Annotated in this window: 13 protein-coding genes; 3 read left to right on the top strand and 10 right to left on the bottom strand. The window is 46.1% G+C overall.

The features are described from left to right. Nucleotides 1–64: 64 nt before the first annotated feature. Nucleotides 65–937, top strand: a complete 873-nt coding sequence (locus BR02_RS15095; protein ID WP_084170997.1) for a LysM peptidoglycan-binding domain-containing protein — start codon at nt 65–67, stop codon at nt 935–937. Nucleotides 938–968: 31 nt separating this feature from the next. Here the strand turns inward: BR02_RS15095 and BR02_RS0108915 are convergent, their stop codons facing one another. Both BR02_RS0108915 and BR02_RS0108910 read right to left on the bottom strand, forming a co-directional pair. Beyond that, complete coding sequence (locus tag BR02_RS0108915) at nt 969–3,029, bottom strand: RecQ family ATP-dependent DNA helicase (protein ID WP_031516308.1); 2,061 nt, start codon at nt 3,027–3,029, stop codon at nt 969–971. A 127-nt stretch (nt 3,030–3,156) separates the two neighbouring features. Next, a complete protein-coding gene (locus tag BR02_RS0108910) occupies nt 3,157–4,494 on the bottom strand; it encodes an N-acetylmuramoyl-L-alanine amidase family protein (protein WP_169738590.1) in 1,338 nt (445 codons plus the stop codon). 321 nt (nt 4,495–4,815) lie between these two features. Here BR02_RS0108910 and hcp point away from each other — a divergent pair, with 321 nt between their 5' ends. Then, entirely contained in the window at nt 4,816–6,102 is a 1,287-nt protein-coding gene (gene hcp, locus BR02_RS0108905) for a hydroxylamine reductase (protein ID WP_031516302.1), read from the top strand. Between the two features lie 76 nt (nt 6,103–6,178). On the opposite strand, the gene BR02_RS0108900 is transcribed toward hcp, so the two are convergent. After that, the gene (locus BR02_RS0108900) at nt 6,179–6,592 is read right to left on the bottom strand and encodes a winged helix-turn-helix transcriptional regulator (protein WP_034639102.1); all 414 of its coding nucleotides are present in this window, start codon (nt 6,590–6,592) and stop codon (nt 6,179–6,181) included. 184 nt (nt 6,593–6,776) lie between these two features. Here BR02_RS0108900 and BR02_RS0108895 point away from each other — a divergent pair, with 184 nt between their 5' ends. After that, a complete protein-coding gene (locus BR02_RS0108895; protein ID WP_031516298.1) occupies nt 6,777–7,019 on the top strand; it encodes a hypothetical protein in 243 nt (80 codons plus the stop codon). A 95-nt stretch (nt 7,020–7,114) separates the two neighbouring features. Here BR02_RS0108895 and cooS read toward each other — a convergent pair whose 3' ends face one another. From cooS to BR02_RS0108860, 7 genes are all read right to left on the bottom strand, one after another. Further along, nucleotides 7,115–9,031, bottom strand: coding sequence for an anaerobic carbon-monoxide dehydrogenase catalytic subunit (cooS, locus tag BR02_RS0108890; protein WP_031516296.1), 1,917 nt, complete (start codon nt 9,029–9,031; stop codon nt 7,115–7,117). A 111-nt stretch (nt 9,032–9,142) separates the two neighbouring features. Further along, nucleotides 9,143–9,727, bottom strand: coding sequence for an ATP-dependent Clp endopeptidase proteolytic subunit ClpP (gene clpP, locus BR02_RS0108885; protein WP_031516294.1), 585 nt, complete (start codon nt 9,725–9,727; stop codon nt 9,143–9,145). 33 nt (nt 9,728–9,760) lie between these two features. Beyond that, the gene (locus BR02_RS14420) at nt 9,761–10,006 is read right to left on the bottom strand and encodes an FmdB family zinc ribbon protein (protein ID WP_034639100.1); all 246 of its coding nucleotides are present in this window, start codon (nt 10,004–10,006) and stop codon (nt 9,761–9,763) included. Nucleotides 10,007–10,025: 19 nt separating this feature from the next. Beyond that, a complete protein-coding gene (locus tag BR02_RS0108875; RefSeq protein ID WP_031516291.1) occupies nt 10,026–10,367 on the bottom strand; it encodes a DUF134 domain-containing protein in 342 nt (113 codons plus the stop codon). Nucleotides 10,368–10,461: 94 nt separating this feature from the next. Beyond that, a complete protein-coding gene (locus tag BR02_RS0108870; protein ID WP_031516289.1) occupies nt 10,462–11,679 on the bottom strand; it encodes an aspartate kinase in 1,218 nt (405 codons plus the stop codon). A 42-nt stretch (nt 11,680–11,721) separates the two neighbouring features. Beyond that, the gene (gene thrB / locus BR02_RS0108865; protein ID WP_114638849.1) at nt 11,722–12,624 is read right to left on the bottom strand and encodes a homoserine kinase; all 903 of its coding nucleotides are present in this window, start codon (nt 12,622–12,624) and stop codon (nt 11,722–11,724) included. Nucleotides 12,625–12,633: 9 nt separating this feature from the next. Beyond that, nucleotides 12,634–13,929, bottom strand: coding sequence for a homoserine dehydrogenase (locus BR02_RS0108860; RefSeq protein WP_031516285.1), 1,296 nt, complete (start codon nt 13,927–13,929; stop codon nt 12,634–12,636). Nucleotides 13,930–13,955: the final 26 nt, after the last annotated feature.

Here is a 13,955-nt window from a genome sequence, read left to right as displayed (position 1 = left end):
AGCACCTATTGTGCATTACTCACGTAATATGGTATAGAATTTTCTTGGGGGAGATGATTAAGATATGAAACGCCAAGTTTGCCCACCTGGCACATCCAGGTACACCGTCAGGGCAGGAGACACCTATTTCTCGTTAGCACAGCGGTTTAACACCACCGTTGAAGAAATTCGCAGGGCCAACCCAGGGGTTGACCCTAACAGACTGCAAGTAGGCCAGGTAATTTGTATCCCAAACGGAACGGCACCGGATCGCTGCCCGCCCGGCACCCAGCCCTACACCATTAGAGCAGGTGATACTTACTTTAGTTTAGCCAGAAGGTTTAACACCACTGTAGATGCCATTATTCGGGCTAACCCAAACGTAGATCCCGATAGATTACAAGTAGGTCAAGTAATTTGTATTCCCGGTGCACCGGCGCCCGACCGCTGCCCACCCAATACCTTTGAGTACACCATTAGAGCAGGTGATACTTACTTTAATTTAGCCAGAAGGTTTAACGTCTCTGTGGACGCCATTATTCGGGCTAACCCAAATGTTGACCCCGACAGATTACAAATAGGCCAAGTAATTTGTATCCCTGAAACAACGGCACCGGGCCGCTGTCCGGCCAATACCTTTGAGTACACCATTCGGGCCGGGGACACCTTGTTCTCACTGGCCACAAGATTCAACACCACTGTGGCAGCCATTATGAGGGTTAACCCCGGAATTGACCCCGACAGATTACAAATAGGCCAAGTAATTTGTATCCCTGAAACAACGGCACCGGGCCGCTGTCCGGCAGGAACCTTTGCTTATGTTATAAGAACCGGTGATACCTTCTTCTTGCTGGCCCAGCGCTTTGGCACCACTGTGGATGCCATCCGTCGGGCTAACCCCGGTGTTGATCCTAACAACTTACAGGTGGGCCAGGTAATTTGCATACCTGAAGCCTAATATGGGAATAGGAGCCGGAATTTTCCGGCTCCTATTTACGATGATAACCCACTATGGCCAATAAATCTTTGCCATACTGTTCTACTTTTTTCGGTCCAATACCCGGCACCTGTTTTAACCTTTCCAATGAGCAAGGCTTCCGATGAGCAATTTCCTCCAATACCCGGTCATGAAAGAACATGAAGGGGGGCATTTGATGCTGGCGGGCTAAACTGGTACGAAATTCCTTTAAGCTTTGCAGTAGCTTTTGATCAGGCTTTGGCGGCGTATCATTAGTTTTATGAAGGCAGCCCTTTACCTTAGTTTGAACACCGGTTGGCTCTGAAGGTACAGTGAGGGGATTGCCCAGGGAAATGGTCTCCCATCCTTTGGAGGTTAGTTCTAATACCGGATATTCGCCTGCTGTGGTAGCCAAATAGCCATCCCCCAACAACCTATCCACCATGGCCAGCACTGCGGCAGCGGTGCGGTTTTTTAACTTGCCGTAGTTAGGCAGGAGGTGGTAGTCCCTGGCAATAATATCCTTGGCTTTGGAACCATGCATAATGGCGGCTAATTTTTTACGCCCTACCCCATGCCGCATTTGCTGCACACAGCGAAGTATTTCTAAGGGTTCAAAGGAAACTTCCTCCTCGGCGCCGCCATTACAAGTATCACAACATGGCTCAACTGTATTTTTGGTTTTTTCCCCAAAGTATTCCAGCAGCGCGGCCCTGCGACAGCGTCCGGTGTGAATCCAGTTCACCATTGCCGCCAGCTTACTGCGCCGCTCCCTTTGGCGCCTCTGGGCTTGCTCCAGTACCTCCTGGGCAGCCTTGGAATCCATTTCTGTGAGGCCGGCTTCCACTTCCAAGTATTCAGCGCTGCGCTCCACCTGTGTAAGGACACCCTGGCGTTCAAGGGCCCCCACAATCAGGCGCAGTTTATTTTCATCCAGTTCTAATCTTTCTAACTCCGCTGGGTTAATAACGGAGCGTCCGTCTTTTAAATCCCTTTGATAGGCCTTCCAGAATATAACCAGGTGGTCCCTGGTCAAGCCGTCATTTTCAATCATCCATTCCTGCAAGGACTTATCCCGGGGGGTATAAAGCAGGGTGCATCTGGCCGGCCGGCCGTCGCGACCGGCCCGGCCCACCTCTTGATAATAAGCTTCTATGCTGGACGGAATACTGTAGTGAATTACAAATCTGATATCGCTTTTATCTATGCCCATGCCAAAGGCGTTGGTGGCTACCACAACAGGGTACTCCCCGCTAATAAAGGCCTCCTGCACTGCAGATCGCTGCTCTGCCTCCATACCGGCATGGTAAGGGGCGGCTTTAAGGCCCAACCGGGATATTAAAAACTGGGCCACCGATTCAGTCTCTTTACGGGTGGCAGTGTATACTATGCCAGAGCCCTTTTCTTCGGCCATTAGTTGGGCTAAAGCCTGTAGTTTTGCTTCACCGTTTTCTAAACGCATGGCCGACAGGTAAAGATTTGGCCGGTCACTGCCCACAATTACCCGCTGGGCATTTTCCATGTCCAGGCGGGCCAAAATATCCCCTTGCACCTTGGGTGTTGCAGTGGCAGTTAAGGCCAACACCTTGGGACGGGGGGCAATATTATTAATAAATTCTTTTAGGTATAAATAATCAGGACGAAAATCGTGTCCCCACTGGGAGATGCAATGGGCCTCATCCACCACCAATAATTCCAGCGGCATATCAGCTATCAGGTTAGTGAAGGTGCGGGTACGCAGTCTTTCCGGTGCCACAAATACCAATTTGTACTTTCCCTGACGAATACCCTGTAAACGTTCCCGGTGCTCTTCAGTAGTCAGTTGGCTGTTTAAAAAGGTAGCTTGGAAGAGCCGGCGTGTGTGTAAACTATCCACCTGGTCCTTCATCAGGGCCACCAGCGGTGAAATGACCAATGTTACCCCCGGCAGCATTAAGCCGGGCAATTGGTAACACAATGATTTGCCCAGCCCAGTGGGCATTACCGCCAGAACATCTTCCCCCGCCAGCACCTTTTCAATCACTTCCCGCTGGCCCGGGCGAAAACTATTAAAACCAAAGTATTTATGTAAAGCAGCCAATAGCTCAGCCAATGTATAAACTCCTTTATTATTTTTTACCATCCCTATTTTAACCTTCCCGGCATGGCTTGTCCAGGAAAGGCCTGTCCGGGAGTGCCCTTTCTCAAAACAAAAAGACCGACAGTACGTCGGCCGAAAACTAAGGTGCTACTCTGTCTCGGTACTCAAGTATCCCATCGACAATGCCTTGGGCAATAACCTCTTGATTTCTCGGGTCATACAAATACTGTTCCTCCTGGACATTGGTCAAAAACCCGGCTTCAATCAATATGGCCGGCATGCCGGTATGCCTGATAACATAGAAGTCAGCCTCTTTAGCGCCCCTATTGTTTTGACCGGAACGCTTAACTATTGCATCGGCGGTAATCCTTGCAAAGGTACGGTCAGATCCCCGCTTGGTATAGACCTCCACCCCCGACACCTCAGTGTTTGGGGCAGAGTTTGCGTGGATACTTACAAAAGCAAAGGCATTGGTACTGTTAGCCAGGCGCACCCTTTCTTCTAAGCTTACATATTCATCCCCGGACCTTGTCATTATAACGTCAAAGCCTTCATCCTCCAGCAAGTCAGCCACCAATTGAGCAAGGGCAGTACAAAACTCCTTTTCAAATCTTCCGGTGTAGGGACTAATGGCTCCGGGATCCCTTCCTCCGTGGCCCGGGTCAATAACTATGGTGTTATAATCCCTCTCTATATCTTGTCCCTTGTCGGCTGCCAGCGTTACCTTCAAAGAATCTTTCCCTTGCTGTAATTGATAGGTTACCGCTTGTTTTAAATCAACTACCACCCGCGCTACCGTTTCTTCAAACTGCCCCACCCTTACCGCAAAGACCAGGTCGCTGTCTATCTCACTGATGCCCTCAGTGTCAATGGTAGCATCTTCTAAGTCAATCACCAGCCGGTTTGGATTGCTTAGGGTAAACACCTTGTTTACACCCTCAGCCACTGCCAGATCCAACACCACGGCATCATCTTCCACTTCCGCCTCTATATTTTCCACAGTTCTCGCAGTTTTAGGCTTTACTTCTTCAATTAACTCAATGTTAATAACCATTCGTCCCGATTGATTGTCGGCCTCTACAGTACAACCCAGTGATTCCCCAATGAATCTCAGTGGCACCAAGGTCCTGCCCTGGCGTATTTGGGAAGCCACATCCAAGGGTATTTCTTTGTCATTTACAAAGCCCTTTGCTTGACCGATAGGAAGTTTAATTACCACATCGCCCTTTATCCCAATGGCAGTTCTCGACTGCTCATCATACTCAACTTCGGTGCCCAAAGCTTCAAAGATGGCCCTAAAGGGAACCAAGGTTCTTTGTGACCGTAAATCAATAATTGGCCTGGAATCAAATTGCACAATTTCACCGTTAACATAAACCTCAATGTCTTTTCCGCCATTATCTAAAGCAAATGCTTTTGACGATAAAGTTAATGCCAATAACAATATCAATAAAATTGTAATTTTTTTATATTTCAAATTGCCATTTCCCCTTTTAAAAATTTTTGCCATTCCCTTGGCTGATTAATTAGTCTATCAATATCCTCCCCTTATTTTAACCTGACTGGCAAAGCTTGTCCATATTAGTCGCAAATTGTACTAAAGGATAAATATTCCAATTGCCTCTTGCCCATAAAAGACTTGCTAAAGATGTTATTTATTTGAAGAATGTGATCTATATCATATTAAACGGTTTTTTAACCATGTATAATTTAAACATCATTAATAGAAATTTTAAATACACAGGAGGGATTCTCAGTGTTCTTGTTCAAAAGCAAAAAAGAAGAAGAAAAAAAAGCTATGTTTTGTTATCAATGCATGCAAACCCCCAGCGGTGGTTGCACCAAAATTGGCGTGTGCGGTAAAAACCCAGACCTTGCCAGCCTGCAAGACACAATTATATTTGGTCTGAAAGGTGTGGCAGCTTACGCCAACCACGCCAGACAACTGGGCTACACCGACCCTGAAGTGGATGCCACCATCCAGGATGCACTTTATACCACACTGACCAACGTTAACTTTAGCTTGCAAGAAAACATTGCCACAGCCTTGCGTGTCGGTTCTGCCACCGTTAAAATAATGGATTTATTGGATAAAGCCCATACCGAAAAATTGGGTGTACCACAACCGGTCAATGTACCCTCCGATAAAATAGAAGGTAAGTGCATTGTGGTAACCGGTCACAACCTCTTTGCTTTAGAAAAACTATTACAGCAATCGGAAGGAAAAGGTGTAAACATTTATACCCACTCCGAAATGCTTCCGGCCCACGGTTACCCCGAATTGAGAAAATACAGCCACTTAAAGGGCAACATTGGTAAGGCATGGTACGACCAAAGAAAGCTCTTTGAAGAGTTCCCCGGTGCCATACTGGCAACCACCAACTGTGTAATGCCCATCCGCGGTAGTTACGCAGATCGCTTCTTCTCCTATGACGTAACAGGACTTGAGGGCGTAACTAAAATTGAAAATGATGACTTTACTCCGGTGATTGAAAAAGCCTTGGCACTGCCGGCAGCAAACATGCAATCAGACAAAACAATGTCAACCGGTTTCCATCACGAAACCGTTTTGAGCCTTGCTCCTGAAATTATCGAAGCGGTTAAAGCAGGTAAAATTAAGCGTTTCTTCACCATTGCCGGCTGCGATGCACCGGGTAAAGGCGGCCAATACTACAGAGAATTGGCCACATCGCTGCCTAAGGACTGCGTTATCCTCACCACCTCCTGTGGTAAGTTTAGATTTAACGATGTGGACTATGGCACCGTACCCGGTACCAACATCCCCCGTTACATTGACTTGGGCCAGTGCAACAACTCAGTGTCAGCGGTAAAAATCGCCCTTGCCTTGGCGGATGCCTTTAACTGCACAGTTAACGACTTGCCCTTGACCATCGTACTGTCCTGGTTTGAACAAAAGGCAGTGGCCATTTTGTTAGGCTTGTTCAGCCTGGGTGTACAAAACATCTACATTGGACCAAAGGCTCCGGAATTTATTTCCCCCGGGGTGCTCAAGGTACTGGTCGAAAACTTTAACCTAAAATTAACCTCTGATGTGAAAACTGATTTGGCTGAAATGCTGAAGTAATATATAAAGACCCGAGGCCTGCCTCGGGTCTTTTACTGTGGAGCTGCAGGGTGGCCGGCAAATTTCAGAACACCGGTCAGGCCTTTCTAAATTCCTTGCGAAATTCCCTCAAAGACACGCCATCATACCCCTGTTCTAAATAGCCGGTTCCAAAACCATGCATCATTTCCAATATAGGAATTATTTTTTTTCCAATTTCCGTTAGCCCGTATTCCACCTTGGGGGGAACAACAGGATACACCTTTCTAAATATAAGTTTATCCTCTTCTAAACTCCTTAATTGCTGGGTGAGCATTTTCTGAGTTGTATAAGGCAATCTTTTTTTGATTTCGCTAAATCTTAGGGTGTTGTAACTCAAATACCACAGGATCAGTATTTTCCACTTGCCGGAAATTATTTTCTGCACCAAGGCCATGGGACATATGTCGTGCTTTAAGCATTTTTCTTTCATGTGGCATTCCTCGTGCCATTTCTCCTTATCATCAATCATTTTTACACCCCCAAGTGCTATAGTATCTATTTAGGTACTATAGCACAAAAAAGTATCTACTTGCCAATAAGATAGTAACTGGTAATATTATAATAAAATATCGCTTGGGCCGCCACTTTATTTTGACCATGATTAACGGTCGGTTGATTTATTTAACCAATAACTAGGTTTAGGGTGTGGTTATATGCAAAAGTGCAGAAGAATAGAAGAATACATTAGTACGGTCTTAAGGCAAATTGAGTGTTCGGAAACAAAAAGAGTAGTATGCCGGGTGCTGCGTTCAGATATTAACAAAATAATGAGAGAACAAAAAATTTCTAATCCGTCCAAGGAACAAGTGGTCAATATTCTTTTTATGAAAATGGGGGACCCCAAAACACTGGGACAATATTTTTTGTGGCTGGATAACTTGGTGGATTTACATTAAGAAGGCAAGGACTTGTATGGTATTGCGGGGTTTTCCCGAAAGTCCTTACTGCCATATACTTGCAAAGGAAAAAGGGTGCTAATCAAGCACCCTTTTTATTGCAATCCCAATGCTGCCCGCTTTTTATTTATGTGTTCTTCGATACCGTCGGCCGCTTCAACCGGTGTGTTGGCCAGTGCCACCTTGCCACCGGTAATGCCCTCTAAATCTTCGGTAAGCAATTTTACCAAATCAGGGCCACCGGCCACCGGCGGAACCGGCGCCAGGTGAGTGTATAAGCCAAAGGCCAGCGTAAATATAGCATCAATGGTGGCCTTTTGTTCTAAGTACTGGGGAGCGGTAACTGCCACCGGCAGATCAGAGGTGTCTACTCCCAATGCGTTGGCTACTTCGGTAACCAGCATGGATATGCGCCCGGTGTCGGTGCATGTGCCAAAGCTTAAGACCGGCGGAATACCTAAAGCCTTACACACCTCCTGTAAACCGCTGCCGGCCATACCCACTGCCTCGGGACTGCACAGGCCGGCCACTTCTAGGGCATGGTTACCGCAACCTCCGCTGATAACCAAAATGTCCCTCTTGATCAACTCTTTGGCTACATTTACTGTCATGTAGTCGTGGGGACCGGTGGCCAGTGTGGTACAGTTCACCAGGGCCACCACCCCTTTAACTTTACCGGCCTTGATTACGTCAAGCAAGGGATCCAACTTACCCCCCAGCGCCTTAACCACCGCCTCGGTCGAAAAGCCGGCCACTGCCTTTTGTACCTGCTTGGGTACCTGGGCTTCAATTTTTCTCTCTTTCCGCTTTTTATAGTTTTCTATGCCCCAATCTATCAATTGCTGGGCAAGGTTAGCCACCTCCGGCGGCTTGTAATCAAAGTTTTTCTCCACCCCCGGTATGCGCACCAAATCATTTACCGACACCAAGGTTATTTGGTATTTTTCAGCGTAGGGTGCTATATAGGGGGGCGAACAGTTTTCATCCATGGCAAATACATCCACCGTTCCGGTGGCCAGCAGGGGTTCTATGGCCAACCAGTTTCCAATGAGGCCGTTGAAAACGCCATCCATTTCAAAACGCTGCAGCACCTCTTGCCCGCATTCTATGGAGCCGGTTACCTTGATCCCCTTTGCACCTGCCTGCCGGGCTTTTTCCTGGTTGGCCTCATCCCTGGCCGCCAATATACAGGCAACACCCACCCAGGGTTCATGGCCGTTAAATACAATGTTTACATAGTCAGGATCCATAATACCCAAATCCACCTGCACCTGGTGGGGGCTTGGGGTGCCAAATAAAATATCCTGCACCATTTCCAAGCCAATTTGAGAACCGTAAATGGTAGCTATGCCCAGGCGCAGGGCCTTTTTGGCCATTGACAGGTGGTCGCCGTCCACGTTGGTCAAACAGCTGGCAGCGCTATCCTTAATTTCATGCATTACCCCTGCAGGATAGATGGCCAACTCCCGCCACAACTTCTTTCTGGGTTCAGGGGCAAATACCTCCACCATTTTGGGCGGCTGGTCGTAGTCACTGCTGAGCTGTGCCATCAAAAAATCTGCAAGGTTGATAGCCGCCTGCTCCTTGCTGTTGCCCTTATCAATACCTAACTTGTCACACATCCAGTAAAGCTTGTCCACATCGGTTATTTGAAAGGGTGTTTTACCTTCCGCCGTGGACTTTAAAGTACGAAAGGCATTATAGGCGTGGTGCGTATAGGTGGATGTACCCATCATATTGCGCAGCAACATGTCCCTCATGGCCATGGCATTGCGGTCAATACCACAGGTGCCATGGGTAGCCCCAACCTTATCTGAGATTCTGCAGGGCCCACCGGTACACAGCTGACAGCTCACTCCCTCAGAACAAAAGTTGCACCGAATCTTGGCCTGGGGATCAAAACGATCAAAAACATTGCTAAGGCCATCGGCCTTTATCCTCTCATACATTTCTTGTACAGAGTCGTGTACACTTACCCGACCGTCCATGCGATAATCTTGCTCCCTTGCCATATACTACCTCCTAATATAATTTTTAATATCTTTTCCTTATTTCTTAAAATAATGTGCTAATAAAGAAAAAAACTTGCACAAGATGCCTTGTGCAAGTTAAATAAAAAAAACCTATCTTCTTGTAACTATCCGGTCAACGATACCATACATTCTGGCCTCTTCGGCGGACATAAAGTAATCCCGCTCGGTATCCACTGCCACATTACTAACCGGTTGATTAGTATGCTTGGCTAATAGTTTATTTAATAAATCTTTCATGTAGAGAATCTCCCTGGCATGGATATCGATGTCAGTGGCCTGACCTTGAACACCACCCAGTGGCTGGTGAATCATTACACGGGCGTTGGGCAGTGCAAACCGCTTACCCTTGGCACCTGCCGCCAGCAAAAAGGCAGCCATACTTGCCGCCTGGCCCATACAAATGGTAGACACATCGGGCCTAATGTATTGCATGGTATCATAAATAGCCAATCCCGATGTAATTACCCCACCGGGAGAATTTATGTACAGATGAATATCCTTTGCAGGGTCCTCGGCCTCTAAAAATAACATTTGGGCAATAACAAGGTTTGCGGTATTGTCATCTATGGGCCCGCCAATAAAAATAATGCGATCCTTTAACAGCCGGGAGTAAATGTCATAGGCCCGCTCTCCCCTGTTGGTTTGCTCAACCACAAACGGTACTAATCCAGACATAAATTCACGCTCCCCATTAATTTGTTATTGTAATCAGTGGCATCCGCATCCACCGTCTCCACAGCTAAACTGAGGTTGGTCACAGCCGGTGCCACACACTTCACTGCTTCCGCAGCAGGACTTAGTAGACTTTTTTACAAAGGGTGAAGATATCAACTTAGTTAACTGGCCGGCACCACAAGAAGGACACTTCAAATCCCTTTGCGGATCTTTTCCCACCCCTTGCAGCACCTCAAAATTATTACCGCATTTGTTACATTTATATTCAAATATAGGCATATATGACCCCCCCTTATACTTATTCTTCAGTTTTTCCCCTGAGTCGGCATCCCTTGCCCCGCCCTTTGCCAACGTGAACATAATTGCCCCCCTCCACCCTAATGGCTTTTCCCTGCACCAGTGCCTGGGCCACCTTGTGGCGGGCGGATGTCAGCACACGGTGAAAGGTGGGCCTGGATACCTGCATTCTTTGGGCACACTGCTCCTGCTCTAAATATTCTAAATCCTTTAAACGAATGGCCTCCAGTTCTTCAACGGCTAAAGACACTTCCTCTAAATTCACAAGGGGTACACCGGCAGGTTTAAAATAGGTTATCTCCGGAATAAATTCAACACGCCTGCATTTAGATGGTCTTGACACATAATTCCCCCCCTTTTAATACAATATTTTAACCAGTTTATGAACGTATGTCAATAAACATATAACCCGGTGTTTTACACACCGGGTTATATGTTTAATTTATCTCATTTAGTTTAAATTTATTATGAATTGATTTAACAGCCTTTTCAACGTCCTTGTCATCGACCACACAGGAGACCTTAATCTCAGATGTGGTGATCATATCTATGTTCACGCCGGCCTCTGCCAGCGCCTCAAACATCATTGCCGCAACCCCAGGGTGGCTAACCATCCCGGCGCCCACAATAGACACCTTAGCAACATCCTCATCATGGGTGTAGCCCGCAAAACCGATTTCCGGCTGAATCTCCTCCACCACTGTCAATGCCTTTCGCAAATCATCCCTGGTAATGGTAAAAGAAATATCGTTTAAGTTGTTGCGCATTGAACTCTGGATAATCATATCCACGTCAATATTCTTTTGGGCCAGGGCATTAAATATTCTATAGGCAATACCGGGTTTATCCGGCACATCAAACAAACCGATTTTAGCCACATTATAGTCGTGGGCCACTCCACTGACCATAACTTCCTTTTCCATTTTACCTACCTCCTTAACAATGGTGCCGGGCTTGTTATTAAAACTGGAGCGCACATGCATAGTGACCTTATATAGCTTTGCCAGTTCCACCGACCGCGGATGCAGCACCTGTGCACCTAAACTGGCTAACTCTAACATTTCATCATAGGACACTTCCTTTAGTTTGCTGGCATCTTTTACTAGGCGGGGATCTGCGGTATAAATTCCGTCCACATCGGTGTAAATTTCACACATATCAGCCTTTAATGCCACCGCCAAGGCCACTGCGGTGGTATCAGATCCGCCCCGGCCCAGGGTAGTAATGTCCTTGTTTTCATTGACACCCTGAAAGCCGGCCACCACTAAAATGCGTCCCCTATCTAACTCATCTCGCATTCTTTTACTATCTATATCAACAATTTTTGCCTTGGTATGTACCTCATTGGTTTTTATACCTACTTGTCCACCAGTTAGAGAAACAACATCACAGCCCAAGTCTTTAATAGCCATTGATAGTAGAGAAATGGACACCTGTTCCCCTGTAGAAAGGAGCATATCTATTTCCCGTCCTGTAGGGTTGTCTGTAATTTTTTTCATTAACGCTATTAAATCATCAGTAGTATCACCCATGGCCGATACAGTAACCACCATGTCATTACCTGCTTTGCGGCCTTCCACCACTCTGCGGGCAACTCTTTTGATACGCTCTGGGTCAGCCACCGAACTACCACCAAATTTTTGTACAATTAACATTACTGCTGATTCACCCCTAGCTCTTGTTCAATAATTTGTATTCTATACCCTTTCCAACGCTCTGGCACCCACTGGACTTGGCTCCAGCACCATTACCTTAGCCATTACACCGCTTTCTCTGAAAGTATCGCGCATCACTTTAGCAATTAGCTCAAAATTGTCATCTGCAAAGGCTATTAACGTTGGGCCGGCACCAGAAAGCACCACACCTTTTGCTCCCGCAAGTCTAGCCGCAGCCAACACCTTTTTCATACCAGGCACAAGGTTTGCACGGTAGCTTTGATGTAATTTGTCTTCCATAGCATAAGTTAATTTACTTAAGTCTCCTTGGCATAACGCCGCCACTAAGAGCGATGCCCGACCTACATTAAACACAGCATCCTGAAGTGTTACCTGGGTAGGTAGCGCCTCTCTGGCTAGCTTGGTTGAAAGCTGAAAATCTGGAACGGCAACCACCGTCTTTAATTCAGTAGGAGGTTGGATTTTAATGAAACGCACCCCGTCTTCATCAGATGCCGACACCACAATACCACCAATTAATGCTGGTGCTACATTGTCGGGATGCCCTTCCATTTCATTGGCCAACTCCAATAATTCCTTGGTTCCTAATTTACTTCCTGAAAGAATGTTAGCAGCGATGATGCCGCCGACAATTGCAGCAGCACTACTGCCCAACCCCCGGCAAACAGGTATTTGATTATTTAATCTTATTTTAAGGCCGCTTGGACGATAGCCTACCTGATTAAACACCTTATATGCCGCTTTATATACAATGTTATTTTCATCTCGGTCAATATCATTGGCTCCATCACCATGCAATTCAATGTTTAAACCAGTAGCAATTTGCTGCATTTCTACAGTATTATAGAGTTTTAAAGCCATTCCTAAGCAGTCAAAGCCCGGACCTAAATTTGCAGTTGTAGCAGGAACTTGCACACGGATCATATCCATCCTCTACCCTTCAACTCTAATCACGTTACCAATTTCTTTCACACAGGAAAGATTTCTTATGTCACCTAAAGCATCCTGCAGATTCTCTTCTTTAGTATTATGAGTAACCAGCACCAACTCCGCTGTGGATCCTTCAGCATCCTTTTGGATTACCGATGCTAAACTTACACCTTTATTACCAAATACCAGTGCGATAGACGCCAACACCCCTGGTTTGTCAGACACTAGTGTACGTACGTAAAAGCGGCTTTTGCTTTCACTCATTGGTTTAAGGGGTTTGTTGTCATAGCAAGTACAGCTAATAATTCCAGGCACATTCCTAACCAAGTCTCTAGCAGCATCCATAATATCTGCCACTACTGCACTGGCAGTAGGAAGCTCCCCTGCCCCTTGACCGTAAAACATAGTATCCCCCACAGCGTCACCCTTGACAAAGACTGCATTAAATACATCATTCACCGATGCCAACGGGTGCTCTTCAGGTATAAATGTTGGATGTACCCGCACTTCAATACCATCATCATTATATTTTGCAATACCTAACAGTTTAATAATATACCCCAGTTCCTTGGCATACGCAATATCTTCTGCAGAAATCTTTGTAATTCCTTCTACATAAACATCATTTACAGTTACCCGGGTATTAAAGGCAATTGAAGCCAAAATGGCAATTTTTCTGGCAGCATCATACCCTTCCACATCTGCAGTGGGATCGGCTTCAGCATAACCCTTTTGCTGTGCTTCCTTTAAAACATCGTTAAACTGAGAACCTTCTCTGGTCATTTTGGTTAACATGTAGTTGGTGGTTCCGTTAATGATACCAAATACCTGCTCAATGTTATTTGCCGCCAGGCTTTGTTTTAAAGTACGAATGATGGGAATACCACCGGCAACGCTGGCTTCAAACAGCAAGTCACAGTTATTGGCCTCTGCTGCGCTAAACAATTCTTCACCGTGCATTGCCACCATATCTTTATTGGCGGTTACCACACTTTTACCGTTGTTTAAGGCTTGTAAAACGTAGTCTAACGTTGGGTTTATACCACCCATAACTTCCACCACAATATCAATTTCCGGGTCATTGACAATATCTTTAATATCACTGGTTAGCATAGCTTGGCTAACGCTTATACCCCGCTCTTTAGTGGTATCTCTCACCATTATCTTTTCAATCTCAACCTTTATGCCAGCACGGCGCTGGATATTATCTGCGTTATCTTTCAAGATGCGATATACACCTTGACCCACAGTACCTAAACCCAAAAGACCCACTTTTATTATCTGTTTATTAACTGACATAACTTTAACCTCCGCATACAATTTAT

This window comes from Desulfofalx alkaliphila DSM 12257, assembly GCF_000711975.1.
GTDB lineage: Bacteria > Bacillota > Desulfotomaculia > Desulfotomaculales > Desulfohalotomaculaceae > Desulfofalx > Desulfofalx alkaliphila.
The sequence above is the reverse complement of the archived record's forward strand: the minus strand, read 5'-3'. Positions and strand labels throughout refer to the sequence as shown.

Bases quoted from the DNA above. Each gene is read 5' to 3' on its own strand.
- BR02_RS0108860 (WP_031516285.1), bottom strand. From the start codon at position 13,929: ATGTCAGTTAATAAACAGATAATAAAAGTGGGTCTTTTGGGTTTAGGT.
- BR02_RS0108900 (WP_034639102.1), bottom strand. From the start codon at position 6,592: ATGATTGATGATAAGGAGAAATGGCACGAGGAATGCCACATGAAAGAA.
- BR02_RS15095 (WP_084170997.1), top strand. From the start codon at position 65: ATGAAACGCCAAGTTTGCCCACCTGGCACATCCAGGTACACCGTCAGG.
- hcp (WP_031516302.1), top strand. From the start codon at position 4,816: ATGTTTTGTTATCAATGCATGCAAACCCCCAGCGGTGGTTGCACCAAA.
- BR02_RS0108870 (WP_031516289.1), bottom strand. From the start codon at position 11,679: ATGTTAATTGTACAAAAATTTGGTGGTAGTTCGGTGGCTGACCCAGAG.
- clpP (WP_031516294.1), bottom strand. From the start codon at position 9,727: ATGTCTGGATTAGTACCGTTTGTGGTTGAGCAAACCAACAGGGGAGAG.
- BR02_RS14420 (WP_034639100.1), bottom strand. From the start codon at position 10,006: ATGCCTATATTTGAATATAAATGTAACAAATGCGGTAATAATTTTGAG.
- BR02_RS0108895 (WP_031516298.1), top strand. From the start codon at position 6,777: ATGCAAAAGTGCAGAAGAATAGAAGAATACATTAGTACGGTCTTAAGG.
- thrB (WP_114638849.1), bottom strand. From the start codon at position 12,624: ATGATCCGTGTGCAAGTTCCTGCTACAACTGCAAATTTAGGTCCGGGC.
- cooS (WP_031516296.1), bottom strand. From the start codon at position 9,031: ATGGCAAGGGAGCAAGATTATCGCATGGACGGTCGGGTAAGTGTACAC.